This is a genomic window from Planosporangium thailandense (assembly GCF_011947195.1).
GTDB classification, from domain to species: Bacteria; Actinomycetota; Actinomycetes; order Mycobacteriales; family Micromonosporaceae; genus Planosporangium; species Planosporangium thailandense.
The window spans coordinates 127,553-150,874 of the sequence record NZ_JAATVY010000002.1; the positions used below are offsets into that span (position 1 = coordinate 127,553).

Here is a 23,322-nt window from a genome sequence, read left to right on the forward strand (position 1 = left end):
GTCAGTCCGCCACCCGCGCCGAAGCGCCGGTTACCGCCACTTCGACAGCAGGATCAGCGCGCCGATCATGGCACCGAACCCGATCGCGAAGTTCCAGTACCCGATGTTGGCCAGGAACATCAGCGCGGGGGCGTCGACGAATCCCTGGGTCAGGTAGAACACCACCATCCACGCGATGCCCAGCACGAGCAGCGCCACCGCGGTGGCCGGTACCCACACCGGACTCGGCCGCTTGGACGCAGCCGTAGACTGCGGCCGCAGCTCGGCCGGCGGCGTGTAGACCTTCTTCTTACGTACTTGGGACTTCGGCACAGCGTTCTCCCGGGAGGATCGTCTCGCGAACGTTACGCCAGGCGAGGGTGCGAGGCGAGGCCCCGCTGACCTGAATAATGTTCCCGGCTAGCGTAGTCGTCTCGGCACGTCAGCGGGGGAAAGGGGGCCACGTGAGTACTAACAGTGATCGAATTGCGGCCCCCTCGGGAACCGGCGGATCGGACACCGTGGCGGCCGCCTCCTCCTGGGGCCGTGCGCTGCGCCGGATGGGCAGCGCGCTGTCCCCCCGGCGCCCGGCCGACCGGCGTCGTGGCTGGTCGCTTCTCGTGCCTGTCGTCCTGCTTTTCGCCGGCATGCTCTTCACCACCACGGCGACCACCGCCAACGGCACCGAGCTGCGCGACGACCGGCGGCCGGAGCTGGCCAACCTGATCACCACCCGGAAGCAGGACGTGGCGGCGGCCGAGAAGCGCGCCTCCGACCTGCGCCACCGGATCGACTCCGAGACCAGGGCCCAGGCCGGCGTCGACGCCCCGCTCGCGGCGCAGAACGCCCGCGTCCAGGCGGAGCTCGGGCCGGCCGGCCTGGTGGCGGTACACGGGCGCGGATTGACGGTGCGGCTCAACGACGCGCCCAGGCGACCGGACGGCACGCGCCCGTCCGCCTCACCTGACGATTTGGTGGTCCATCAACAGGACGTGCAAGCTGTCGTCAATGCACTATGGTCCGGCGGCAGTGAGGCTATGTCGATCATGGGAGTACGGGTGATCTCGACCAGCGCGGTACGCTGTGTCGGCAACACCCTGCTTCTGGACGGCCGGGTCTACTCACCTCCCTTCGTGGTGACGGCCATCGGAGATCCGGTGCTGCTCCAGCGCGCGCTCGACGCGTCGGACGGTGTGCGCGCCTTCCGTAGCGCGGCGACTGACTTCGGCCTCGGTTACGAGGTGAAGGTGGAGGGAGACGTCACCGTGCCGGCGTACGACGGATCGGTAGCGCTGCGATCGGCGCAGCGACCGTAATGGGATCTCCGCGATGACTGACGATCCGCAGCAGCGCGGGCACCGACCGCGCCACAGCGCACCCGAAGAGGACACCTCGGTCCCGGCCGTCCCGTGGCCGGTGCCGAACAGCCCCGTCGCGCCACACGCGACGAGGCACGATCGGACCGCGCCTTGGCAGGGCCCACCCCCTATGGCCCCGCCCCCTCCGGCCCCGCCCCGGCAGGCCGTACCGACGCAGGCACCGCCGGCGGCGATTCCGCCCGGGATGATCCCGACCCAGGGCTCGCCCGTGTCGGCGCGTCCGGCACCGACGCAGCAGCCACCGATCCACGACGCGGCGCCGCTCACCGCGCCACCGTCCACAGGCCGGGACCCGGGCCAGACCCTCACCTCGCAGCGCGTCATACCCGCCCAGACACTGCCGGCAGACAAGGTGGAGGCCGCGCGCCCCGTCAGCCCGGGCATCATCTGGACGGTCGACGCCACCGAGGACGAGCCCACCGCCATCCAGCCCCTGCCCGGACCGGAGCAGGCCAACTGGCAGGGCCGGCAACCCCCCGGCCCGCACGCTTCCGGACCCGGACCACGCGAGCCCAGAGGACCCAGGGACGCCGGATCGACCGGCCAGCCCCCGGTGAACCCGCTGGCCGGGGAACCACCGCAGCCGTTGCCCCGGCGCGCGAGTGTCTTCCGTAGCGGCTCCGCCACGGCTGGTGCCGCGGCCACCACCGGCAGCCCGTTCGGCACCCACCCGCCCGGTGGCACCGCTGGGGGACCGTTCCCGCCCGGCGATGCGGCCGGCACCCCGTTCGGTGCCCCTTCGGCCCCGGATCCCGTTCGTGACAACCCCACGGCGCCCGGTCCGGCATACGACCACACCGTCCCGGCCGATCCGGCGGCGACCGCGTTCATCCCCAGGATCACCGCGGACGCGCCGCCCGCCGGCCCGGGGTCGGCGGGCGGCACCCCGCCGGCCGCCGGCTCCGCCCACCACGGTGCCGCGGAGTACGGGCCGACCGCGCCGGGGACCGGCGCTGACGCCACGGCGGTCATCCCGCGGCTGCACGTACCGCCCGCCGACGGCGCCCCGTCCACCAACAGCATGACAATGCCGCTTCCTGCTCAATCCGCCCCATCCTCGGCCGACAATGAGACGGCCGGCGGCACCGGAGAACTCCCCCGCGGAGTGAAGGTGGTGCCGCTTCGGCCCGTCCGCACCGAGGAGGGCTACCGCAGCGTGTACTCACACCTGACCCGCAGGACACCCGGCGCGGTGTTCCGCGAGATCGTGCGCGGGCTGGGCGAGCTCTGCATCACCCTGGGCATGGTCCTGCTGCTGTTCGCGGCGTACGAAGTGTGGGGCAAGACAGCCGCGGTCAACGCCCACCAGGACAAGCTCAACAGCCAGCTCGCGCAGGAGTGGGCGGGCCCGGATCCGACGGTCGGACCGACCCCGAGCGCGTCGGCGAGCACCCTTCCAGCGCCGGACGGGAAGGCGCTCGCCCGGCTGTACATCCCGCGGATCGGCAAGAACTGGATCGTGGTGCAGGGCGTGACCCCGGCGGACATCCGGTTCGCGCCCGGTCACTACCCGAACAGCGCCATGCCGGGCAAGATCGGCAACTTCTCGGTAGCCGGCCACCGTACCCCGGCGATCTTCTGGGATCTCGACCAGATGCAGAAGGACGACGAGATCGTGGTCGAGACGAAGGACACCTGGTACGTGTACCGCGTCACCAAGTCCGAGATCGTCTCCCCCAACGCGGTCCAGGTGGTCGCCCCGGTACCCGACCAGCCCGGTAAGACGCCGACGCAGGCCATGCTCACATTGACGACCTGTAACCCCAAGTGGGACAACTACCAGCGCCTCATCGTGCACGCCGCGCTCGACCCGAGCCAGACCCGCACCCGCGACCAGGGCCGTCCGGCCGTGTTGGGAGGCTGAGCGGCGATGTACTCGTGGATCTGGCGTCACCTGCCGTTCGGCCTGCCGGGACGGATCATCGGCTCGCTCGTGCTCATCGCGGCCGCCGGTGCGCTGCTGTGGTACGCGGTGTTTCCGAACATCGAGCAGTACATGCCGTTCACCGACGGCCAGGTGACGGGCACCGACGGCGGGGGCACCGGCGCGGACACCCTCACCGGCCCGTCGGCCGGTCCATCGGACCACGCCAGCCTGCCGCCGCCTGACGTCATCCCGTACTCGACCGTCTCCAACGCTCCCGCACCATCGACGACCAGGTGACCCATCGTGCGCGTCCTCGTCATAGACAATTACGACTCCTTCGTGTTCAACCTGGTCCAGTACCTGGGCCAGCTCGGTGTGGAGTGCGTCGTCCGCCGCAACAATGAGATCTCGCTGGCAGAGGTCGGCACCGCCGGGGCGGACGGGATCCTGCTCTCCCCCGGCCCGGGCACTCCCGAACGTGCGGGCATCTGCATGTCGGTCATCGACGAGTACGCCGGAAAGCTACCCATCTTCGGCGTCTGCCTGGGACATCAGGCGTTTGGAGCGGCGTTCGGCGCGACGGTCGAGCGGGCGCCGGAACTGCTGCACGGCAAGACGTCGGTCGTCCATCACGACGGCGCAGGGGTGCTGGCCGGCCTGCCCGACCCGTTCACCGCGACGCGGTACCACTCGCTGGCCGTCGTGGAGTCGACGCTGCCGTCCGAGATCGAGGTGACCGGCCGGACGGAGTCAGGCATCGTCATGGCGATGCGCCACCGGGAGCTGCCCATCGAGGGTGTCCAGTTCCACCCCGAGTCCGTGCTCACGCAGGGCGGCCACCTGATGCTCGCCAACTGGCTCGCGTCGTGCGGCTACCCGGAAGCGCTCGAACGGGCACCCGAGCTGGCCGCCGCGGTCGAGGCGCGCCGGATCGCCGCCTTCGCCTGACGGCGCACCGGCCCGTCAGGCTCGAGCCGTCCGGCGTCGGGGCCGCGCCCCGAGCGGGCGCTACCCCGCGATGTTGATACCGACGCCGGGACCGTCGAGGCCACCGCCGATGCCGCCGCCGTGCGACGCGCTCGCGCTCGGCTCGGCGCTCGGCGGGGCGGACGACGGCGGCGGTGCCGTCGACCGGCCCACGAAGATCGTGACCGTATCGCCGACCGGCGCCGTGGAGTCGGCCTCCGGATTCTGACCGATCACCGTACCCACCTTGGCGGGGTCGTTCGTGTCCCGTGGCGCCACGTTGACCTTGAATCCGGCGCCCTGGAGCAACGTCTTGGCATCGGCCTCGGCCTTGCCGCTCACGTCCGGAACCTTCTTGAGGTTGCCCTTCGAGACGACCAGGTTGACCGCACTGTTCTCCTTGGCCGCGCTGCCCTGCTTGGGGTCGGAATCGATCACGGTGCCCTTGGGCTGGTCGCTGTCACCCTGAGTGACCTTACCGACCGTCAGGTGACTGTTCTCGAGGGCCCTGGTGGCCGAGTCCTGGGTCAGGCCGACCAGCTGCGGCACGGTGGTGTCCCCCGGTCCCAGGCAGATCTTGTACTGCACCACGGTGCCGGGTTCGACCTGCGCGTTGGCGGTCGGCGTCTGGTCGGAGACGGTGTTCTGGGTGCAGTTGAGGGCGTGGAACTCGCTGGGGCTGGGCTTGAGCTTCGCCCGCGTCAACGCGTTCTGAGCGTCCGTGGCGCTGCTGCCCTGGATGTTGGGCACCGCGACGAGCGTCTTGTGGTTGGCCACGTAGAGACCGACGGCGAGCGCGCCGACCGCCAACAGGCCGAGGAGCGTGAGCAGCACCGCCACCCAGGCGTTTCCGCGGCGCGGGGGCGGCGCGACCCGGGCGACCGGTCGGGTCGGCGGACCGCTCCGGGCGGCAGGGGGCGCCGCGATCATGGCGGTGCGCTCGTCGTTGCGCAGGACCGGCGTGGCCAGTACGGGCCGACCGGACGCGGCCCGGAGCAGATCGGCGCGCATCTCGCCGGCGCTCTGGTACCGGTTGGCGGGGTTCTTCGCCAGCGCCTTCAACACGATCGCGTCGATGGCCGGCGTGACGTCGGGGTTGCTGGTGCTCGGCGGCCGCGGGTCCTCGCGTACATGCTGGTAGGCCACGCTCACCGGGTTGTCGCCGACGAACGGCGGGTGTCCGCACAACAGCTCGTAGAGCACGCAGCCGGTCGAGTAGACGTCGCTGCGCGCGTCGACCGACTCCCCACGCGCCTGTTCCGGCGACAGGTACTGCGCCGTGCCGATGACGGCAGACGTCTGGGTCATCGTGCTCGCGCCGCTCGCGAGCGCCCGGGCGATGCCGAAGTCCATCACCTTGACCTGTCCGGTCTGGGTGAGCATGACGTTGCCCGGCTTGATGTCCCGGTGGATGATGCTGTGCCGGTGGCTGAACTCCAGGGCGGCGCAGATGTCCGCGACGATCTCCAGCGCTCGGCGGGGCATCAGCCGCCCCTCGGTGGCCAGCACCTCCTTGAGGGTCCGCCCGTTGACGAACTCCATGACGATGTACGGAAGTTCTTCGCCGCTCGGCCCGTGCTCCTCGCCGGTGTCGTAGACGGCGACGATGGCCGGGTGGTTGAGCGCCGCGGCGTTCTGCGCCTCCCGTCGGAAGCGCAGTTGGAAGATGGCGTCACGGGCGAGGTCGGAACGCAGCGTCTTGATCGCGACATCACGGCCGAGCCGAAGGTCCCGGCCGCGGTGCACCTCGGCCATGCCTCCATAGCCGAGAAGCTCGCCGACCTGGTACCTCCCCCCGAGGGTGCGGGCCTGCGCGGTCATCTCGTCTGTCGTCCTTCGTCTGGTCGGTTCATCGTCGGCAACACTCACCGCTGCGGCGGACAACTGGCGAGGTTGCCCGGGTCGATCGGATTGCATGAGGTTCCTGGGTCGGGCGTCGTCCCGTTGGCGCCCGTGGACACATGCAGGTCCACCTCTGTGCCCTCCGGCTGCTCCCCGCAGGGCGACATGTCTGCCACCCTGCCCTTGCGTCCTCCCGGTCGGTCGTTGAAGACCTGCACGTTGTAGTTGTTCTTTTCGAGTTCCTGACGGACGGCGTCGGCACTCTTGCCGATGGCTTTCCCGCACTCGATGAAGTGCGTCTTGGCCTGGGGTACCGCGGGCGCCGGCGCGGCGGTCGTCGGCTTGGGCCTGGTCGGCCGCACCGTCGGGGCCGGTGCCGTGGTGGCGGTCGTGGTGGCCGTCGACGGTGACGGCGGCGCGCCCGCGTGGCTGTCGTTGTTGTTGGCGTTGTTCCGTAACAGTAGCCAGCCGCCCCCGGCACAGAACAGCAGCACGATGAGGACGGCGAGAACTGCCCAGGGTGCGACGCTTCTCCTGCCGCGCTCGCCGGCGTCGGACACCCTGGACGGTGTCATCGATGGTGCGGGCGCGGCGTGCGTGTGCTCGCCCACCGGTGCGGCGGCGGATACGGCGGCTGCGCCGCGGGCGTACGGCCCCTGCTGCTGGCCGGGGACAGCCATCGTCCCCGTCGTCGGATATGCCGGATGCGGCATGACCCGGGTGCCGCCGGGCGGCGGTGGTCCACCCATCCGTCCGGTCGGACCGCCGAACGGCGGGGAGACGGGCGCGCCGGCCATCGGCCGGGTCGGGCCGCCGGAGGTTGGCGCCATGCCCGCCACGCCCGCGACGGTCACCGCCTGTGCCGCGCGGCGCGCCGCCTGCGCCATGGCGGCCGCCGATGGGTACCGAGCCGCGGGGTCCTTCGCCATCGCGATGTCGACGACCTGCCGGACGGCCGGCGGAATGTCGCCGGGTAGCGGCGGCGAAGCGTCCCGTACATGCCGCATGGCGATCTCGACCGGGCTGTCACCCTCGAACGGCCGCTTCCCGGCCAGGCACTGGTAGGCGACCACGCCGAGCGCGTACACGTCGGACAGCGGGGTGGCGGTCGCACCGGTCGCCTGCTCCGGCGAGATGTAGGAGGCGGTGCCGAGCACCGAGCCCGCCGCGGTGAGCTGGGCCGCGGCGGCCGACCGGGCGATGCCGAAGTCGGTGAGCACCAGCGACCCGTTGGGACGTACCAGAAGGTTGCCGGGCTTGACGTCGCGGTGCACGATGCCTTTCTCGTGCGCGGCGTGCAGCGCGTCGGCCGCCTGGGCGATCAGCGCCATGGTCCGGGCCGGGGTCAACCGGTGGACCCGGGAGAGCGTACGGGACAGCGCGTCGCCCTCGACGTACTCCATGACCAGGAACGCGGTGCCGTCCTCGCTGCCGTAGTCGTAGACGTCGACGACTCCGGGGTGGTTGATGGTGGCCATGGTGCGGGCCTCACCACGGAACCGCTCGGCGAAGCCGGGCTCCTGCAGCAGCGCGGGCAGCAGGATCTTGATCGCCACCGTCCGACCGAGAACCTCGTCGGTGCCGCGCCACACCTCGCCCATGCCGCCGCCGGCGATCCGCTCATCGAGGCGGTACCGCCCGCCCAGGGTCACTCCGGGGCTCACCATATTGGACACCTCACATCAAGCCCCGTTCCCGCGCGATGGCGGCCATCACCTTGCCGGCGATCCCGGCGGCCTCGCCACTGCCCGACAGGCCCGCCTGCTGCAGGAAGACCGCGACCGCGGCGACCGGCTTGCCGTTCTTCATCGCGAAGCCGATGAACCAACCGTGCTCGGGGTTGCCGGTGCCGTTCTCGGCGGTGCCGGTCTTGCCGCCGACCTGCAGCCCGGAGATCTGCGCCTTCCTGCCGGTGCCGTTCTCGACCACGCTGACCATCATGGTCTGCAGGTCGCTGGCCACCGACTGGTCGATGGGCCGGGACTGCTGCTGCGGGCGCGCCACGTACGTCGGGGTGCGGTCGCTGGTCAGTTCCTTGTTGATGAGGTAGGGCCGCATCTGTGAACCGCCGTTGGCGACGGTGGCGGCGATGAGCGCGCCCTGCAGCGGGGTCATCCGGACGTTGCTCTGGCCGATGGCCGACAGCGCAACCGTCGGCTGGTCGACCTGACCGTTCTGGTCCAGCATGGAGCCGGTGTGGCTGGCGACGACGCCCATGACGTTCCTGCTGTCCTGGTCGATGAGCGGGGCCTTCTCGAACCCGAACGCCTGAGCCGTTTGCTTGAGCTTGTCGGCTCCGATCTTCTCCACCGCGAGCCGGGAGAAGGCGGTGTTGCAGGACACCGTCAACGCCTGCTGCAGAGTGATCTGGTCCGGGCAGACGACACCCTGCTCGTTGGGGATCGTGTGGGTCGTCTGCGGCGGAGTGTAGGCCGGGCCGCCCTGGAGCACGTCGCTCGGCTTCATGCCGGCGCTGAGCGCGGCGGCCGAGTCGATCACCTTGAACGTCGAGCCGGGTGGGTAGGTCTCCGAGAAGGCCCGGTTGAGCAGCGGCTGGTTGGAGTCCTTGTTGAGCTTGTCGTAGGCGTCGACCGCGGCCTGGGTGTCGTGGCTGGCCATCGGGTTGGGGTCGAAGCTCGGCGCGGAGGTCGCGGCCAGGATCGCACCGGTCGTGGGGTCGAGCGCCACCACCGCGCCCTTGTGCACCGAACTGTTGGCCAGCGCGTCGTACGCCACCTTCTGGGCCGTCGGCGACAGCGTGAGCAGGACGTTGCCGCCGGAGGGCTCCTTGCCGGTGAGCATCGCCAGCCACCGGTCGGTCACCTGCGAGTCGGCGTTGCCCTGCAGGTAGGCGTTCTCGAGCTTCTCGATCCCGCTGCTGCCGAGGTTGACCCCCTTGAACCCGACGAGGTGCGCGTACTGGGCCCCCTGCGGGTAGCTCCGCAGGTACTTCAGGTTGTCGCCGGTCGCCGCGCTCTGCGCGAGCAGCACCCCGCCGGACGCCTCGATCGTGCCCCGCTGGTGCTGGTACTCCGAGATCTGCACCCGCGGGTTGTAGTCACTGTTGCGGTAGTCGTCGGCCTTGTACGCCTGGACCCAGTTGAGGTTGGCGAACAACAGGCCGAACAGGACCAGGACGACCACACCGGCCCGACGCAGCGGGGCATTCACGACTTGTCTCCAACATGTCCGCTCGCGGAGCCCGCCCTCAGCATCTCGGTGGGCAGGTCCTGAAGCTTGACCGGGCCACCGCCGGCCGCGGGGCCGCCGGAGCGACCGGCGCCCGACCCGTCAGCCGGGCGGCGCGCCGCATCGGAGATGCGCACCAGCAGCGCGATCAGCACCCAGTTGGCCACCAGGGACGAGCCACCGGCCGACATGAAGGGCGTCGTCTGTCCGGTCAGGGGGATCAGCTTGCTCACCCCGCCAACGATGACGAACACCTGCAAGCCCAGGGTGAAGGACAGGCCACCGGCGAACAGCTTGCCGAACGAGTCCCGTACCCCGATCGCGGCGCGCAGGCCACGCATGGCGATGAACAGGTAGACCGCGAGCAGGGCGGTCAGTCCGAACAGGCCGATCTCCTCGCCCATCCCGGCGAAGATGAAGTCGCTCTGCACCAGCGGCACCTTGTCCGGCCGCCCCGCGCCCGGCCCGGAGCCGAAAAGGCCGCCCGTGCCCAACCCCAGCAGGGACTGTACTAGCTGATAGCCCTTGTTGGTCGGGTCGGCGAACGGATGGAGCCAGATGTCGGCCCGTTCGTAGAAGTTGGCGAACGGGCCGCCGACCGTGCCGCCCAGGAAGTACGCGAGGAAGGCGCCGCCCAGGAACAGCAGGAGGCCGATGATGAGCCAGCTGACCCGTTCGGTTGCGACGTAGAGCGTCACCACGAACATGCCGAAGTACATGAGCGAGGTGCCGAGGTCCTTCTCGAAGATCAGGACCATGAGGCTGAGCAGCCAGACGGCGAGAACGGGTCCGAGGTCACGGCCACGCGGGAAGTCGATGCCGAGGATCCGCTTGCTCGCCAGCGACAGCACCTCGCGCTTGCGCACCAGGTAGTACGAGAAGTAGACGAGCAGGAGGATCTTGGCGAACTCACCGGGCTGGATGGCGAAGAAACTGCCGAACCTGATCCACAGCTTCGCGCCGTTGATGCTGGAGAACCGGGCCGGCAGGATCGCCGGAATCATCATCAGCGCGATGCCGGCCAGCCCGAGCGTGTACGCGTAGCGGGACAGCGAGCGGTGGTCGCGCACCACGGCGAGGACGGCGACCGCGCAGATGACGGCCAGTAGCGTCCACATCAACTGCCGGCCGCCCTGCCCGCTGAACAACGGGATCTTGACGGTGCCGTGCTCCTTGAGGTCGGCGACGTCCAACCGGTGCAGGAACATCACGCCGAACCCGTTGACGACCGCCACCGCCGGCAGCAGGACCGGGTCGGCGTGCGGCGCCAGCCAGCGGATAAGCAGATGGGCCGCGAAGAAGATCGCGGTCAGCGTGATCAGCGGACCGAGGAACCCGAGACTGACGCGGCCGACGAGAGCGGCCTCCGAGGCGGCCGCGTACCCCCCGACGAGCACCATCGCGAACAGCAGCAGACCGAGTTCGGAGTTGCGACGACCTCCCGAGCGCGGGGACCGGGCAGCGGTCGCTCCGCCGCCCGCGGTGGCGGGCGGCGGAGCCGGAGTGGCGGCAGCGGTCACGACGGAGGCTAGTCCTTAAGCAGGTCGGGTCAGCGCTTGCGGCAACTGATCGTCGGCAGGGGGGTCTGGGTGGCGTCGCTGCCCGAGGCGCTGGGAGCGGGCGCGGCGCCGGCGGACGGAGCGGTACTCGGCGTGGCGGACGCTGCCGTGCCCGGTGCGGTGGACGCTGCCGTGCCCGGACCCGGTGCCGCCGGGGCGGACGGTTCTGTCGACGGCGGCGACTGGCACAGCGGCAGCTTGTTGCTGTTGGTCGGGTCGTCACTGGTCAGTTGGGTCAGCTTGCGCCGGGCGTCGGCCGCGTTGTCGGCGTGGATCCCCTGCTTGACGGCGTCCTGGGCGCTCTTGGTCAGCTCGTCGAGTGTGGTGGTGCTGCGCTGCTGCTCCGATGACAGCCGCAGTCCGGCGACCTGGCCCGGCACGCCGCGGAACACGGCCACCACACCGTCGTCGGTCGCTCCGACGTAGTACCGCGTCTGAATGTAGCGCCAGCCGAGCGCGAGCCCGCCGCCTAACAGTGCCAGCAGGACCAGGGCCAGCAGCGAGTTGCGGACCGGGTGGCGGCGGGGAGGTTCGTCCTCGTCGCTGTCCACCGACGTCTCCGGGGCCGACGGTCGAGGACTGGTCAGGGCGGACGCCCGCGCGGCCGGCGTCGAACTGTCGGCCGAGGTCGAGTTGCCCCGGTCGCGGGCGGCGGCGCCACCCACGATCGGCGCCTCCTCGACGATGTCCTCGTCGGTGACGTCCGCGACGATCACCGTGATGTTGTCGGGGCCGCCGCCGCGCAGCGCGAGCTGGATGAGCCGCTCGGCGCACTGGTCCGGGTTCTTGTACTCGCGCAGCGTCGCCTCGATCGTCTCCGCGCTGACGACGCTGGACAGCCCGTCGCTGCACAACAGGTACCGGTCACCGGCCTTGGCCTGGCGCACCGAGTACTCCGGCTCGGCGTCGCGCCCGTCGAGGGCACGGAACAGCAGGTGCCGCTGGGGGTGGGTGTCGGCCTCCTCGAGGCTGATGCGGCCTTCGTCGACCAGCATCTGCACGTACGTGTCGTCCTTGGTGACCTGCCCGAACTCGTCGCCGCGCAGGAGGTACGCCCGGGAGTCACCGATGTGGACCATGCCGAACTTGCTGCCGCCGAAGAGCATCGCGGTGAGGGTCGTGCCCATGCCCTCCATCGCGGGGTTGGCCTCGACCGTGTCCCGGATCTGCTGGTTGGCGTGGTCGACCGCGCCGCGCAGCGCGTCGATGACCGCGCTGCCCGGCACGTCCTCGTCGAGCGGCGCCATGGCGGCGATGACGATGTTGCTGGCGACGTCGCCGGCGGCCATTCCACCCATGCCGTCCGCGACGGCGAGCAGGCGTGGCCCAGCGTAGACGGAGTCCTGGTTTCCGCCTCGGATGAGACCGCGGTCACTGCGGGCCGCGTAGCGCAGGGTCAGGGTCATGGGCGTAGCTCGAAGGATGTACGACCGATCCGGATCGGAACGCCGAGGGGTACGGGGGTCGGTGCGCCGACCTTAGCGCGGTCGAGGTAGGTCCCGTTGGTCGAGCCCATGTCCTCGATGAACCACTGCCCGTCACGCGGGACCAGCCGCGCGTGACGGGCGGAGGCGTAATCGTCGGTCGTCACCAGCGTGCAGTCCTCCGCGCGCCCGATCGTGATGGGTGTCTCGCCGAGCGTGATCCGCGTGCCGGCGAGCGCTCCTGCCGTGACCACCAGCTGGCGTGCGGCCCGGCCTCGCTTGACCTTGGCAGGCTTGGCGCTCGCCACGGTCGGGCCGACGCCGCGCGGGGCGGCGACGAGCCGGCTGGAACGTGCGCCGGCGAAGAGGTCCCGCCGGATCACACCCACCACCGTGAACACGAAGATCCACAGCAGGATGATGAATCCGTACCGGGCGACGGTCAGGACGATCTCAGGCATGCAGTTCTCGATCCGGGCCTGGCGGACTGATCACTTCGGGCACGTCGGCTAACCGTCGGCCCGGAAGGTCAACGTCGTCGTGCCGAGCTGGATCATGTCGCCGGGGTTGAGAGCGACCGCGGAGACCCGCTGCCCGTTGACCGTCGTGCCGTTGGTCGAGCCGAGATCCGTCAGCACCACCTGCGCGCCGTCGAAGTCGAGCCGCGCGTGCCGCCGCGAGATGCCGACGTCGGGCAGACGCAGGTTGGCCTGGTCGCCGCGGCCGATCACGGTGGAGCCGATCGACAGCGGATAGCTGCGGCCGTCACCCGAGATCAGGCGTGCGGCTCGCGCCGGGCCACCGCCGTGTGCCGGCGGGGAGCTGTGCGGGGCGTACGGGTTCTGGTCGTAGGCGTTCTGCTCGTACGGCGCCTGGTCGTACGGGCTCTGCTCGTACGGCGGGTAGCCGGGGGGCGCCTCGTAGGTGGGCACGGGCGGCACGTCGCCACCGGTGTAGACCTCGGCGGTGACCCGGAACATGCCGGTGTCGAGGCCGTCGCCGCGCTCGATCTCGACGATGACGTCGCCGTAGACCGTCCAGGCCTGCTCGCCGATGAACTCGGCCTGCGACTGCGCGAGCTCCTGGGCCAGCGCGGCGGCGTAGGGCGCCAACCGGCTGTGGTCGTAGGGCGAGAGATCTATCACGTATCGGTTGGGAACGAGAGTTCGGCCACCGGCCAAGATCGCCTTGTGCGCCTCCGCCTCCCGTTGCATGGCGTTAAGGATCTCCACAGGGTGGACCACACCCTTGAAGACCTTGGCAAAAGCCCCTTCGACAAGGCCCTCCAAGCGCTTCTCGAAGCGCTGCAGCACACTCACCGGCTCCTCCTCGGGTCCCGAGGTCATGATGGTATCTGGCGAGTGCTCTCCTGCACCCGCACCAACCGGCCTAGCTCGTGCTATTCTTCCGGGGCGCCTACGGCAGCCTAGTCTTAACACGTGCATTGTGCCCGGTTGGATTAGGCTATCGGACGAAAAGAGCGAGACGGCTACCGGTCTGGCTCTGCGGCGTAGCCACTCCGGCACGCGTGGTATCGTTCACCACGCCCCGGCTGGGGCAAGTCACTTCGGGGAAGTGGCGGAATGGCAGACGCGCACGGTTCAGGTCCGTGTGCCCGAAAGGGCGTGAGGGTTCAACTCCCTCCTTCCCCACCACACCACAGGCGGCCCACTCGGGCCGCCTGTTCTGTTTTCCGAGACGACTCCGTCAGCCAGGGCTCTCGCCGTCCGCAGCTAGACTGCACTCGCTGTACCAACATCGCGAAACCTGGAGTTGCCCGTGAGCGTCGCAATCGTGACCGGATCAGCCGGCCTGATCGGCTCCGAGGCGGCGCGGCACTTCGCCTCGCTCGGACTTGACGTCGTCGGCGTCGACAACGACATGCGCAGCCGCTTCTTCGGCGCCGAGGCCTCGACCGCGTGGAACGTGCAGCGCCTGAAGAGCTCGCTGGGCGACCGGTACACCCACTACGACCTCGACATCCGGGACCGCGAGGGGCTGGCGAAGATCTTCGCGCGGTACGGCCGCGACGTCGCCGTCGTCATCCACACGGCCGCGCAGCCGAGCCACGACTGGGCGGTCCGCGACCCGTACACCGACTTCGACGTCAACGCGGTCGGCACCCTCAACGTGCTGCAGAACGTACGCGAGCACTGCATCGAGGCGCCGGTCATCCACTGCTCCACCAACAAGGTGTACGGCGACCGCCCCAACTCCCTGCCGTTCGTCGAATTGGAGACGCGGTGGGAGCTCGAGCCGGGCCACCGGTACTACCACGGCATCACCGAGGACATGTCGATCGACCAGTGCCTGCACTCGGTGTTCGGCGCCTCCAAGGTCGCCGCCGACGTCATGGTCCAGGAGTACGGGCGGTACTTCGACATGAAGACCGCCGTGTTCCGGGGCGGCACCCTCACGGGCCCGGCGCACTCGGCCACCGAGCTGCACGGCTTCCTCGCGTACGTGATGCGCTGCAACATGGAGCGCCGCACGTACCGGATGTTCGGCTACAAGGGCAAGCAGGTGCGGGACGCCATCCACAGCCACGACGTGGTCTCGGCGTTCGAGGCGTTCTTCCGCAACCCGCGCTCGGCCGCGGTCTACAACCTGGGCGGCGGGCGGCACTCGCACACCTCGATGCTGGAGGCCTTCGCGCTCGCCGAGAAGATCACCGGCACGGAGATGGTCACCGAGTACGTCGACCAGAACCGGATCGGCGACCACATCTGGTGGGTCGGCTCCAACGCCGCGTTCCAGGCCGACTACCCGGACTGGAAGCAGGTGTACGACGTTCCGATGATCCTCCAGGAGATCTACGAGGCCAACGTCGACAAGTGGCTGCCGACCGCATGATCGACCAGGGCAAGCGGAGCGTCCTCGGCGTACTCGTCGACGTCATCGACTACGAGGCGGCCGCCGAGAAGGTCCTCGCCGCCGCCCGCGAGCAGCGGCCCTTCGCGCTCACCGCGCTCGCCGTGCACGGGGTGATGACCGGGGTGCAGGACCGGGCGCACAACGCCCGGCTCAACGCGTTCGACGTCGTCACCCCGGACGGCCAGCCGGTCCGATGGGCGCTCAATCTGCTGTACGGCGCGGGGCTGGCCGACCGGGTGTACGGCCCCGCGTTGACCCTCAGGGTTCTCGAGGGTTGTGCCGCCGAGGGCCTGCCGGTCTACCTCTACGGTTCGACGACCGAGACTCTCGACCGGCTGGTCCCGGCGCTGATCGGGCTCTTCCCGGCCTTGAAGATCGCGGGTACGGAGCCGTCGAAGTTCCGGGCGGTGCGTCCGGGCGAGGACGCCGAGATCGCCGAGCGGATCAAGGCCTCCGGCGCGCGGGTGGTCCTGGTCGGGCTGGGCTGCCCGCGTCAGGAGATCTTCACGTACGCGATGCGCCCGCTGATCGACGCGCCGCTGCTCGCCGTCGGGGCGGCGTTCGATTACCACGCCGGGCAGCTTCGCAAGCCGCCGGCGTGGATGCAGAAGTACGGCTTGGAGTGGCTGTGGCGGCTCGGCCTGGAGCCGGGCCGGCTCTGGAAGCGCTATCTGCTGCTCAACCCGAACTACGCGGCGCGGCTGACGGCCCAGAAACTGAAGCTGTGGCGGGTCGCCCCGCCTGAGCCGGCGACCGAGCGGCCGTCGACGTTCGCCGTCTAGCTAGGCGATCTTGGACACTTTTCGGTGCCGTAGGCCCGCCAAGTGTCCAAGATCGCGGAGTTCTACTCGCCCTTGAGCTTCTGCATCTGAACGCGGCGCTGGCGCAGCTCGGCCCGCAGGCGCACGGCGCGGTCGGCCGGCAGCAGCATGAGCGCGAACGGCGCGGCCATCCACCAGCGGCCGGCGAGAGTCACACCGGCCACCGTGACCAGCACCCCGACGACGTACAGCCGGATCAGCCAGTCGACTCGCGCGCGCTGCGGGTTCCGCTTGTGCCACGCGTCGAGCACCCCGAACGCGCCGATGCTGAACGCCAGCATCCCGAAGCCGCCAACCAAGCCGAAAGTAGTCGTCACATCCATCGAGCCGCCTTTGTCGGACAAACCAAACGCGGCCCAAGGTTAGGCTGACGTTCCGTCAAACGACCATCAACGATGAGCGCGGTCAAACGGCATGATCAGGCCGACCGGCCAGCCGGAAGGCTCACTTCTGTCGAGGCGTGACCACCCGTTCAGGCGATGGACAGACCACCCAATCGGCGCAGACGGGCACGAGTCTCCTCATCGCAGAGCGCCCCCTCGACGCCTGCCGCGTACGCGTCGGCGGCCGACACCCCGAGCCCGGCCGCCACCTCGTACTCGCGACCGAGGTCGGTGCCGAACATGGCCGGATCGTCGGTGTTGACGGTGCAGCGCACCCCGGCCTCGCGCAGCAGCGGCAACGGGTGCTCCGCCAGGCTCGACACCACGCGGGTACGCAGATTCGACGTCGGACACACGTCCAGCACCAGGCCCCGGTCGGCGATCTCCTTGACCAGGTCCGGATCCTCGACGGCCCGGATGCCGTGGCGGATTCGGGCCGCTCCCAGGTCCATGACCTCCCGTACCGACTCGGGGCCGGCGCCCTCGCCGGCGTGCGGTACGAGTGCGAGCCCGCCGTCGCGGGCGATGTCGAAGGCCCGCCGGTACGCCGACGCGGTCGTCGCCGTCTCCATGCCACCGAGCCCGATACCGACGATGCCCCGGTCGCGGTAGCGCACCGACACCCGCGCGCACTCCTCCGCGGTCTCGACATCGAGTCCCCGATAGAGGTCCGGGGTGAACCGGATCGTCACCCCGTACCGCTCGTACGCCTCGACCGCGCCCTCGGCGTACCCGGTGTAGATCTCGTCCCATCCGACCACGCCGCGCTGGACCCGCTCGGACGGCGAGAAGATCGCCTCGAGGTAGACCGCACCGAAGGAGGCCGCCTCGGCCGCGTAGTCGACCACGATCTGCCGGAAGTCGTCCGCGGTGCGCAGGCAGTTGGTGGTGAGCACCCAGACCTCGATGAAGTGCCTGAAGTCGGTGAACTCGTAGAGGGCGGTCAGCTCCTCGACCGTGTTCACCGGCAGCGGCAGGTCGTTGCGCCGGGCGATGTCGAGCAGAGTCGCCGGCCGGACCGTCCCCTCCAGGTGGACGTGCAGCTCGATCTTCGGGGCGACGACGGGATCAGGGAGAGTTCGAGTCGTTGTCACAACCCAAACTCTCCCTGATCACGCAGGGTGTCCGCGACCGGTCAGACAGTCAGGGTCCAGGAATCGATGTAACCGGTGTCCATGCGGTACATGTCCTGCACCTTGAGCTTCCAGGTGCCGTTGGCGGCCTTGCCGGACAGGTTGACGGTGTACGTGGTGTCGACGTTGGCGGCGCTGTCGAAGCCCTCCGTCTTCAGCCGGGACGAGGTGCTGTCCGGGGCCACCAGGTCGATGCGGAGGTCCCCGCGATAGGTGTGCTTGATGTGCACCTCGACCTTGGCCGACGCCGAGGCGTTGCGGTCACAGCCGGAGATGGTTATCGGGCTGGTCACGGCCGCGCCGGCGTCCGGGACAGGGACATCCGTGCCGTTGGTGCCCGAACAGCCCGCGGGCGGCGGCGGGGGCGGTGGCGGCGGGGTGCCGCCGTTGCCCACGTACAGGAGCTTGTTCGGCGAGCCCGTGCCCGGGTTGCCGACGACACCCGAGGTGGCGTTGTTCACGAGCGCGTCGCGGACCTGCTGCGGTGTGAAGCCGGGGTTGGCCGCGGCCACCAGCGCGGCCGCACCGACGACGTGCGGGGTCGCCATCGACGTGCCGCTGATGGTGTTCGTGGCCGTGTCGCTGGAGTTCCACGAGGACGTGATGGAGACGCCCGGAGCGAAGATGTCGACGCAGGTGCCGTAGTTGGAGAAGGACGCCCGCTGGTCGTTGTTCTGGGTCGCGGCGACGGTGATCGCTTCGGGTACGCGGGCGGGCGAGGTGCCGCACGCGTCCTGCGGGTTGCCGAAGATGTCGCCGTTGCCCGCGGCGATGCCGTAGGTGACGCCCGAGGCGATGGAGCGCTGGACGGCCGCGTCGAGGGTGGCGTCCGCCCCGCCGCCGAGGCTCATGTTGGCCACGGCGGGCTTGATCGCGTTGGCGGTCACCCAGTCGATACCGGCGGCGACGCCGGAGGTACTGCCGCTGCCGTTGCAGTCGAGTACCCGGACCGCGACGAGCTGGACGCCCTTCGCGACGCCGTAGGTCTTTCCACCCACGGTCCCGGAGACGTGGGTGCCGTGGCCGTGGCAGTCGTTGGCGTTGCCACCGCTGGTGACCGCGTCGAACCCGGGCGTCGCCCGCCCGCCGAACTCGCTGTGGGTGACCCGGATGCCGGTGTCGATGATGTACGCGTGCACGTTGGACGCCGTCGTCGGATAGGTGTAGTTGCCGTCCAGCGGCAGGTTGCGCTGGTCGATCCGGTCCAGACCCCAGGTGGCCCCGGTCTGGGTGTCCGAGATTGTGAAGACGCCGTCCTTCTGGACGTAGGCGACGGACGGGTCGGCGGCGAGCCGGCGCGCCTGCACCTCACTCATGGACCGGACCGCGTACCCGTGCAGTGCGCTGTGGTACGTGTGCCCCAGCTTTCCGCCGAACCTGCCCAGCAGGTCGTGCACCGGCGCGTCGACGCCCCTCGTCCGCGTGACGGTGTCCTTGAGCACGACGACGTAGCTGCCGGGTACCACGCGCGTGGTACCCGCATCGCGCACGACCCCGTCCGCCAGCACGGCCGCTGACGCGGGTCCGCTGACCGCAACGGTGGCGACGGTCGCCGCGGCGGTGGCGAGACCGAGCAGTGCGACCCACCGGCCGGGTTCGGACGCCCGTCGGCCTGGCCTCGTTGATTCCGGGAGCCTCATCTCCACTCCTCCCCTGTGTGGACCGCCACGCTGACGGTGCCCCACGCCGAGCGGACGGCGGTCCGATTAGAGAAGAGGGTATTTGGAGACCCTTTTAAATGAATAGGTCCAGAATTTGATCTATGAATCGCCCGCCGCCCCGCCCGTTCAGCACGCTAAGTGAACGGGCGCCCGGCCGCACCTCCACCGACCTCAGGCCCTGACTTGCGAGGAGAGTGCCGTCGGCGCGGTTGCGATGCGTGGGCGAAACGCCACGAGCGGTGACGACCGTGCGCGCCCGACGGGCCCGCCGGACTTCACGGCGCACCTGCCGTAGGGACCGCCGAGGGTACTGTCGAGGGTCGGAGTCGCCGACTGCCGCACGCCCGACGGGCGTGCGGCGGCGCGGATCAGCGCCGGGCGGAGGACTGAGAGTACAGCAGCTCGAGGATTGAACGCGCGGCCTCGAACCAACGGTCCAGCCACTCCTGCGACGGCGCGTTCCCCTTGGCCGGCAACTCGAGGAGGAGACCCCGCAGCAGCGGATGGTCGGCGAGCGGCTCGCTTGCGATGTGATTCCACGGGTCGGTGGTGAAGACGGACCCGTCCAGCTCGGGCTCGACGAGCTCCGGGGTACGCAACGACGAGCCGATCGGGCCGGTGTTCTCCATCTGACCCTTCACGCGGTCGATCGCGGACGTCGAACCGTTGCGTCGGCCCAGGTCGTCACCGTTGGCGGCGGGCAGCACCGCACTCTCTCCACGGGTCGGGCGGTACCCGCCCAGCTGCGAGGCGAAGTGGTCGTCGCCGTTCGCCGAGCCATTGGTGTAGTTGTTCGGGCCTGTCGTCATCACGTCTCACCTGTCTTCAGGGTATGCGTCGGTCGCTCGTACGGGGCAGCTCACCACGCCTGGCGCTCAAAGCGGGCCGCGCCGCCTGGTACAACGAAGATCCGTGATGCCGGCGACGCCCACCGCCCGATTTGCTTTCGCGAGCGGTGACCGGCCGTCGGCGCTTGCCGGCCAAAGGCGCTTGCCGGCCGAAAGCGCTCACGAGGTGGAGGACGCCTACAGGTCGAACTCGCCGTCCTTGGCGCCTTCGACGAACGCGTCCCACTCGGCCTGAGTGAACAGCAGCACCGGGCCGCGGGGATCGGCGGACCCGCGAACCGCGATCGCTCCGTCCACGAACGCCACCTCCACACAGTTACCCGAACCGCCGTCACCGCGGTCGCTTCGACGCCACCGGGCGCTGTCGAGATCGACCCGCAGGCCCTTGGCCGCTATCTCCACCACAACCCCTCCACCGATCGCCGGTCACCGCACACGTCACGCATCAGCATTGTGCGCGTCGATGTCCACCGGTTCACGCCGTACTCGCCGCGAACCCTGCCGCCGGAACCGGCCATCGTTACCGACAGTGAAATAGCAGTATGCAACTTGCATTAGCAAAGGGACTAGTGAAAACCTGTGGGTGCGGCACGGGTTACTCACCGTTGGTCAAGTTCCGACACGCAGCTGTCTTTCGGACAAAGCGGGCGGCGGATCGGCAGGCGGGCCCAAGCCGGCACAACGAATCGGTTGCCACGCGCAGCGGATACCCAGCGTGTCCGGTGGCTTCCGAACTGCAAGGACGTGTTCGGGGACGCGTCGGCCCGCCAGCGCGCGGGCGCCAGACGCCGCGCGACGCCCACCGTCGCCGGCCGAACTAACCAGGCAGAGAACAGGAGTCGGTGTGCAACCCAGGGCCGGAGACGTACTGCGCGTGACGAAGGCGGCGAGCGTGCAGTTCCTCGAGCCGATGCTCTTCCGGGTGATCCGGGTACACGACTGGCCGACCTACGACGGATGGGCCTGGCTCGACGGGTATCAGTTGAACGCGGCCGGTGACGCCGTCGAGCGCAGGTCGATCTTCGTTCAGCTCAAGGGCCTGGAGCCCGGGAACGCCACTCCGGCCGGCGGTCTGCGGTCCCGGGCCGGCGTGAGCTGACCACCGGCCGGGTTCACCGCTTCGGCGACGCCGAGGGTGGCGTCTGCGATCGGGCCGGTGTCGGCGACGCCGAACGGGTCGCCGTCGTCGGTGCCGGCACCGGCGCGGCGGCAACGACCAGGGTCACCCGACTGCCCGCCGCCACCATCGTTCCGGCACCGGGATCGGTCGCGATCACCGTACCGGGAGCCGCGCCACCCGTGACGCGCCGGGCCACCGTGGCGGTGAGCCCGTACGCGGCCAACTGCTGCCTGGCCGCCCCCTCGCTCTGACCCACCACATCGGGCACCGCGATCTGGTCGGGCGTCGCCGCGGTCGGCGCCGTCGTGGGCGCCGCCGGCGGGGCCTGCGAGGCCGGCGCGGTCGCGGTAGACGAGGAGGCCGCGGTGGCCGTCGCGGGGACGACCGTCGTGGGCGCCGACCGCCCAGCGACGTGATTGAAGATCAGCCACAGGCCGGTGCCGAGCATCGCCAGCAGGACGAGTACGACCAGAGCGATCAGCACCGGGCGCAGCCAGGACCGGTCGGAGCGCTCGGCACCGAACTCCTCCTGCCACGGCGGCGGCTCCGGGGCGGGTACCGGATCGGCAGCCACCGGAACCGACGCCCGGGCGGCCCATACGCCGGGCTCCTGCGGCGGCGTCCCGTGGCCGTTGGCCGACATCGGGCGGGTGGATTCGAGATCCTCCGGCATCGGCCGCGTCGACGCGAAGTCGTGGGGCAGCGCCTGCGTAGACCCGACATCCGGGGGCAGCGCCTGCGTGGACGCGAGGTCCGCGTCCACATCGTCGTCGTCGGCGAACGGGTCGAACGTCGACGTCGGGTCGTCGGCGGACATCCGCCGCGTGGCCTCATCCCGGCGGTCGTTCTCGGTGGCTTCGTCGCGTTCATCGGCCATGACCCCATCTCATCAGAAAGCCGGCGGCCATCGATCGGCGGTCGGGCCGGTTACGCCACGGGGGCTCGCACGTATCGGTTGATCAGGCGTACGCTGCGCCGCATGGCGGCGCGCGGATGGGCAAACTCAACGATGACCGCGGTCGGTGTCGCGGCCGGTGCCGGTGCGGCGCAGTTCGGCCTCGTGTACGGACTGGGCATCGTGACGTGGCAACCGGTACGTAACGGGGCGGACAACAGCCTGTGGCTGGCCAATCTGACCTGGTCACTGTGGATCGCCGCCACCTCTACCGTGCTCGGCGCGGTCTACGCGAACGGCTCGGGTACCCGTCGCCTGCCGGCGACGGCGGCGTCGAGGAGCACGGTCGATCTGGTGATGCGGATAGCGACCGCGCTCGCCGCCGCGATCGGCGCCCTGGTGACTGTCCCGCTCGTGGTGCTGCCGGCCCGGGCGGCGCTGCGCGCGGACACGTTCCGCCCGGAGGTCACCGCCGGCGCGTACGCCGTGGTCGGCGTCCTCGCCGGCCTGGTCGCAGCCCTGATAGCCGTCAACGTACGGGTGATCGCGGCGAACGTCGTGGCCTCGACGGCCTGGGTCTGGCTGCTCGCGGCGGTCGCCGTCGCCGATGCGGTACGGGCCCATCGGACCGCGGGCACCGCCCAGCTCGCGGCGTGGCAGTTCCTCGACAAGGGATGGTTCCACGACGTACTGCACATCCCCGGCGCGTTCCTGATGCTCGGCGTCGCCCTGCTGATCGGCGTGTTCTCCGCGCTACCGGCCGACCGGCGCGGAGACAACCGGTTCGGCATCGCGGTCTCCGGCGCGGTCGGCCCGTTGCTCGTCGCGGCCGCGTATCTGCTCAGCGCACCGAAACCGACCGTACGGATGGACGACACGGCGTACGGGTTCTCGGCCTACGCGGTCATCGCCGGCCTCGCCGGATCCGTGTTCGTGGCGGTGCTCGCGCCGCTGCGGCCGCGCCGCCGCGTCACCCCGCCGACCCCGGACCGCGACGCGGCGACGTCCGCGCGCGGCGCCGCGTCACCCGCCCGGGAAGCCGTGCCGGCTCCCGGAGTGGTCGGGCCCACCGCCGACGACGACAGCGATCTCACCCAGTGGACGAGTGCGCTCGCCGGCGACGCCCCCGGGTACGGGCTGCCGGCTTCTCCGCCGGCAACCGCCGGCGCCGGCAGGGCGACGCCCGGTATGCACGGTGTTCCGCAGCCGGCGACCGGCAGGGCGACGGCGAGCATGGACGGCGTTCCGCAGACGGCGACCGGCTGGGCCACGGTGGCCGAGCCGGTGTCCCCGACGGTCACCCGGTGGGCGTGGTCGGATGTGCCGCAGCCCCGCCAGACGCGGGACTTCAGCGATCCCGCCACGTCCTGAGGCACAACCCG

Annotated in this window: 22 protein-coding genes and 1 tRNA gene; 9 read left to right on the forward strand and 14 right to left on the reverse strand. The window is 70.2% G+C overall.

What is annotated here, in order from left to right:
* Window positions 1-30: 30 nt before the first annotated feature.
* Window positions 31-312, reverse strand: a complete 282-nt coding sequence (locus HC031_RS03355; RefSeq protein ID WP_167923666.1) for a cell division protein CrgA — start codon at window positions 310-312, stop codon at window positions 31-33.
* 227 nt (window positions 313-539) lie between these two features.
* On the opposite strand from HC031_RS03355, the gene HC031_RS03360 reads away from it, so the two are divergent.
* From HC031_RS03360 to HC031_RS03375, 4 genes are all read left to right on the forward strand, one after another.
* Window positions 540-1,295: a DUF881 domain-containing protein gene (locus HC031_RS03360; protein WP_240942113.1), complete on the forward strand. Its 756-nt coding sequence runs from the start codon at window positions 540-542 to the stop codon at window positions 1,293-1,295.
* A 247-nt stretch (window positions 1,296-1,542) separates the two neighbouring features.
* Window positions 1,543-3,222 (forward strand): class E sortase, encoded by a 1,680-nt coding sequence (locus HC031_RS03365; protein ID WP_167923668.1) that lies wholly within the window; start codon window positions 1,543-1,545, stop codon window positions 3,220-3,222.
* A 6-nt stretch (window positions 3,223-3,228) separates the two neighbouring features.
* Window positions 3,229-3,522, forward strand: a complete 294-nt coding sequence (locus HC031_RS03370) for a hypothetical protein (RefSeq protein WP_167923669.1) — start codon at window positions 3,229-3,231, stop codon at window positions 3,520-3,522.
* 6 nt (window positions 3,523-3,528) lie between these two features.
* On the forward strand, window positions 3,529-4,173 hold the full coding sequence (locus HC031_RS03375; RefSeq protein WP_167923670.1) for an aminodeoxychorismate/anthranilate synthase component II: 645 nt from the start codon (window positions 3,529-3,531) through the stop codon (window positions 4,171-4,173).
* Window positions 4,174-4,233: 60 nt separating this feature from the next.
* Here the strand turns inward: HC031_RS03375 and pknB are convergent, their stop codons facing one another.
* The 7 genes from pknB to HC031_RS03410 are packed head-to-tail and all read right to left on the reverse strand — an operon-like array spanning window position 4,234 to window position 13,551.
* Window positions 4,234-6,012, reverse strand: coding sequence for a Stk1 family PASTA domain-containing Ser/Thr kinase (pknB, locus tag HC031_RS03380; protein WP_167923671.1), 1,779 nt, complete (start codon window positions 6,010-6,012; stop codon window positions 4,234-4,236).
* Window positions 6,013-6,056: 44 nt separating this feature from the next.
* Entirely contained in the window at window positions 6,057-7,700 is a 1,644-nt protein-coding gene (locus HC031_RS32405) for a serine/threonine-protein kinase (RefSeq protein ID WP_167923672.1), read from the reverse strand.
* Window positions 7,701-7,710: 10 nt separating this feature from the next.
* Window positions 7,711-9,204: a penicillin-binding transpeptidase domain-containing protein gene (locus HC031_RS03390; RefSeq protein ID WP_167923673.1), complete on the reverse strand. Its 1,494-nt coding sequence runs from the start codon at window positions 9,202-9,204 to the stop codon at window positions 7,711-7,713.
* A complete protein-coding gene (locus HC031_RS03395; RefSeq protein WP_167923674.1) occupies window positions 9,201-10,742 on the reverse strand; it encodes an FtsW/RodA/SpoVE family cell cycle protein in 1,542 nt (513 codons plus the stop codon). Before HC031_RS03395 ends, HC031_RS03390 begins: the two co-directional genes overlap by 4 nt.
* 29 nt (window positions 10,743-10,771) lie before the next feature.
* The gene (locus HC031_RS03400) at window positions 10,772-12,187 is read right to left on the reverse strand and encodes a PP2C family protein-serine/threonine phosphatase (protein ID WP_167923675.1); all 1,416 of its coding nucleotides are present in this window, start codon (window positions 12,185-12,187) and stop codon (window positions 10,772-10,774) included.
* On the reverse strand, window positions 12,184-12,666 hold the full coding sequence (locus HC031_RS03405; protein ID WP_167923676.1) for an FHA domain-containing protein FhaB/FipA: 483 nt from the start codon (window positions 12,664-12,666) through the stop codon (window positions 12,184-12,186). The genes HC031_RS03400 and HC031_RS03405 overlap by 4 nt, the downstream gene beginning before the upstream one ends.
* Window positions 12,667-12,714: 48 nt before the next feature.
* Window positions 12,715-13,551, reverse strand: a complete 837-nt coding sequence (locus tag HC031_RS03410) for an FhaA domain-containing protein (RefSeq protein ID WP_167923677.1) — start codon at window positions 13,549-13,551, stop codon at window positions 12,715-12,717.
* A 223-nt stretch (window positions 13,552-13,774) separates the two neighbouring features.
* Here HC031_RS03410 and HC031_RS03415 point away from each other — a divergent pair.
* The 3 genes from HC031_RS03415 to HC031_RS03425 all read left to right on the forward strand — a co-directional run bounded on the left by HC031_RS03415 (window position 13,775) and on the right by HC031_RS03425 (window position 15,861).
* Window positions 13,775-13,860, forward strand: a tRNA-Leu gene (locus HC031_RS03415).
* A 124-nt stretch (window positions 13,861-13,984) separates the two neighbouring features.
* Window positions 13,985-15,058 carry an NAD-dependent epimerase/dehydratase family protein gene (locus HC031_RS03420; protein ID WP_167923678.1) on the forward strand — a complete coding sequence of 358 codons (1,074 nt, stop codon included), beginning with the start codon at window positions 13,985-13,987 and terminating at the stop codon, window positions 15,056-15,058.
* On the forward strand, window positions 15,055-15,861 hold the full coding sequence (locus HC031_RS03425; protein ID WP_167924019.1) for a WecB/TagA/CpsF family glycosyltransferase: 807 nt from the start codon (window positions 15,055-15,057) through the stop codon (window positions 15,859-15,861). The genes HC031_RS03420 and HC031_RS03425 overlap by 4 nt, the downstream gene beginning before the upstream one ends.
* A 62-nt stretch (window positions 15,862-15,923) precedes the next feature.
* Here the strand turns inward: HC031_RS03425 and HC031_RS03430 are convergent, their stop codons facing one another.
* The 5 genes from HC031_RS03430 to HC031_RS03450 all read right to left on the reverse strand — a co-directional run bounded on the left by HC031_RS03430 (window position 15,924) and on the right by HC031_RS03450 (window position 20,327).
* Window positions 15,924-16,223 carry a hypothetical protein gene (locus HC031_RS03430; RefSeq protein WP_167923679.1) on the reverse strand — a complete coding sequence of 100 codons (300 nt, stop codon included), beginning with the start codon at window positions 16,221-16,223 and terminating at the stop codon, window positions 15,924-15,926.
* Between the two features lie 149 nt (window positions 16,224-16,372).
* Window positions 16,373-17,377: an adenosine deaminase gene (gene add / locus HC031_RS03435; RefSeq protein ID WP_167923680.1), complete on the reverse strand. Its 1,005-nt coding sequence runs from the start codon at window positions 17,375-17,377 to the stop codon at window positions 16,373-16,375.
* A 41-nt stretch (window positions 17,378-17,418) separates the two neighbouring features.
* Window positions 17,419-19,056: a S8 family peptidase gene (locus tag HC031_RS03440; protein WP_167923681.1), complete on the reverse strand. Its 1,638-nt coding sequence runs from the start codon at window positions 19,054-19,056 to the stop codon at window positions 17,419-17,421.
* A gap of 389 nt (window positions 19,057-19,445) precedes the next feature.
* Complete coding sequence (locus HC031_RS03445; RefSeq protein WP_167923574.1) at window positions 19,446-19,886, reverse strand: hypothetical protein; 441 nt, start codon at window positions 19,884-19,886, stop codon at window positions 19,446-19,448.
* A 216-nt stretch (window positions 19,887-20,102) separates the two neighbouring features.
* Entirely contained in the window at window positions 20,103-20,327 is a 225-nt protein-coding gene (locus HC031_RS03450) for a DUF397 domain-containing protein (RefSeq protein WP_167924020.1), read from the reverse strand.
* A 442-nt stretch (window positions 20,328-20,769) separates the two neighbouring features.
* Here HC031_RS03450 and HC031_RS03455 point away from each other — a divergent pair, with 442 nt between their 5' ends.
* Entirely contained in the window at window positions 20,770-21,024 is a 255-nt protein-coding gene (locus tag HC031_RS03455; RefSeq protein ID WP_167923682.1) for a hypothetical protein, read from the forward strand.
* Window positions 21,025-21,037: 13 nt separating this feature from the next.
* Here HC031_RS03455 and HC031_RS03460 read toward each other — a convergent pair whose 3' ends face one another.
* Window positions 21,038-21,922 (reverse strand): PASTA domain-containing protein, encoded by an 885-nt coding sequence (locus HC031_RS03460; RefSeq protein ID WP_167923683.1) that lies wholly within the window; start codon window positions 21,920-21,922, stop codon window positions 21,038-21,040.
* A 132-nt stretch (window positions 21,923-22,054) separates the two neighbouring features.
* Between HC031_RS03460 and HC031_RS03465 the strand changes: the two genes are divergently transcribed.
* The gene (locus tag HC031_RS03465) at window positions 22,055-23,311 is read left to right on the forward strand and encodes a hypothetical protein (protein WP_205862213.1); all 1,257 of its coding nucleotides are present in this window, start codon (window positions 22,055-22,057) and stop codon (window positions 23,309-23,311) included.
* Window positions 23,312-23,322 lie beyond the last annotated feature (11 nt).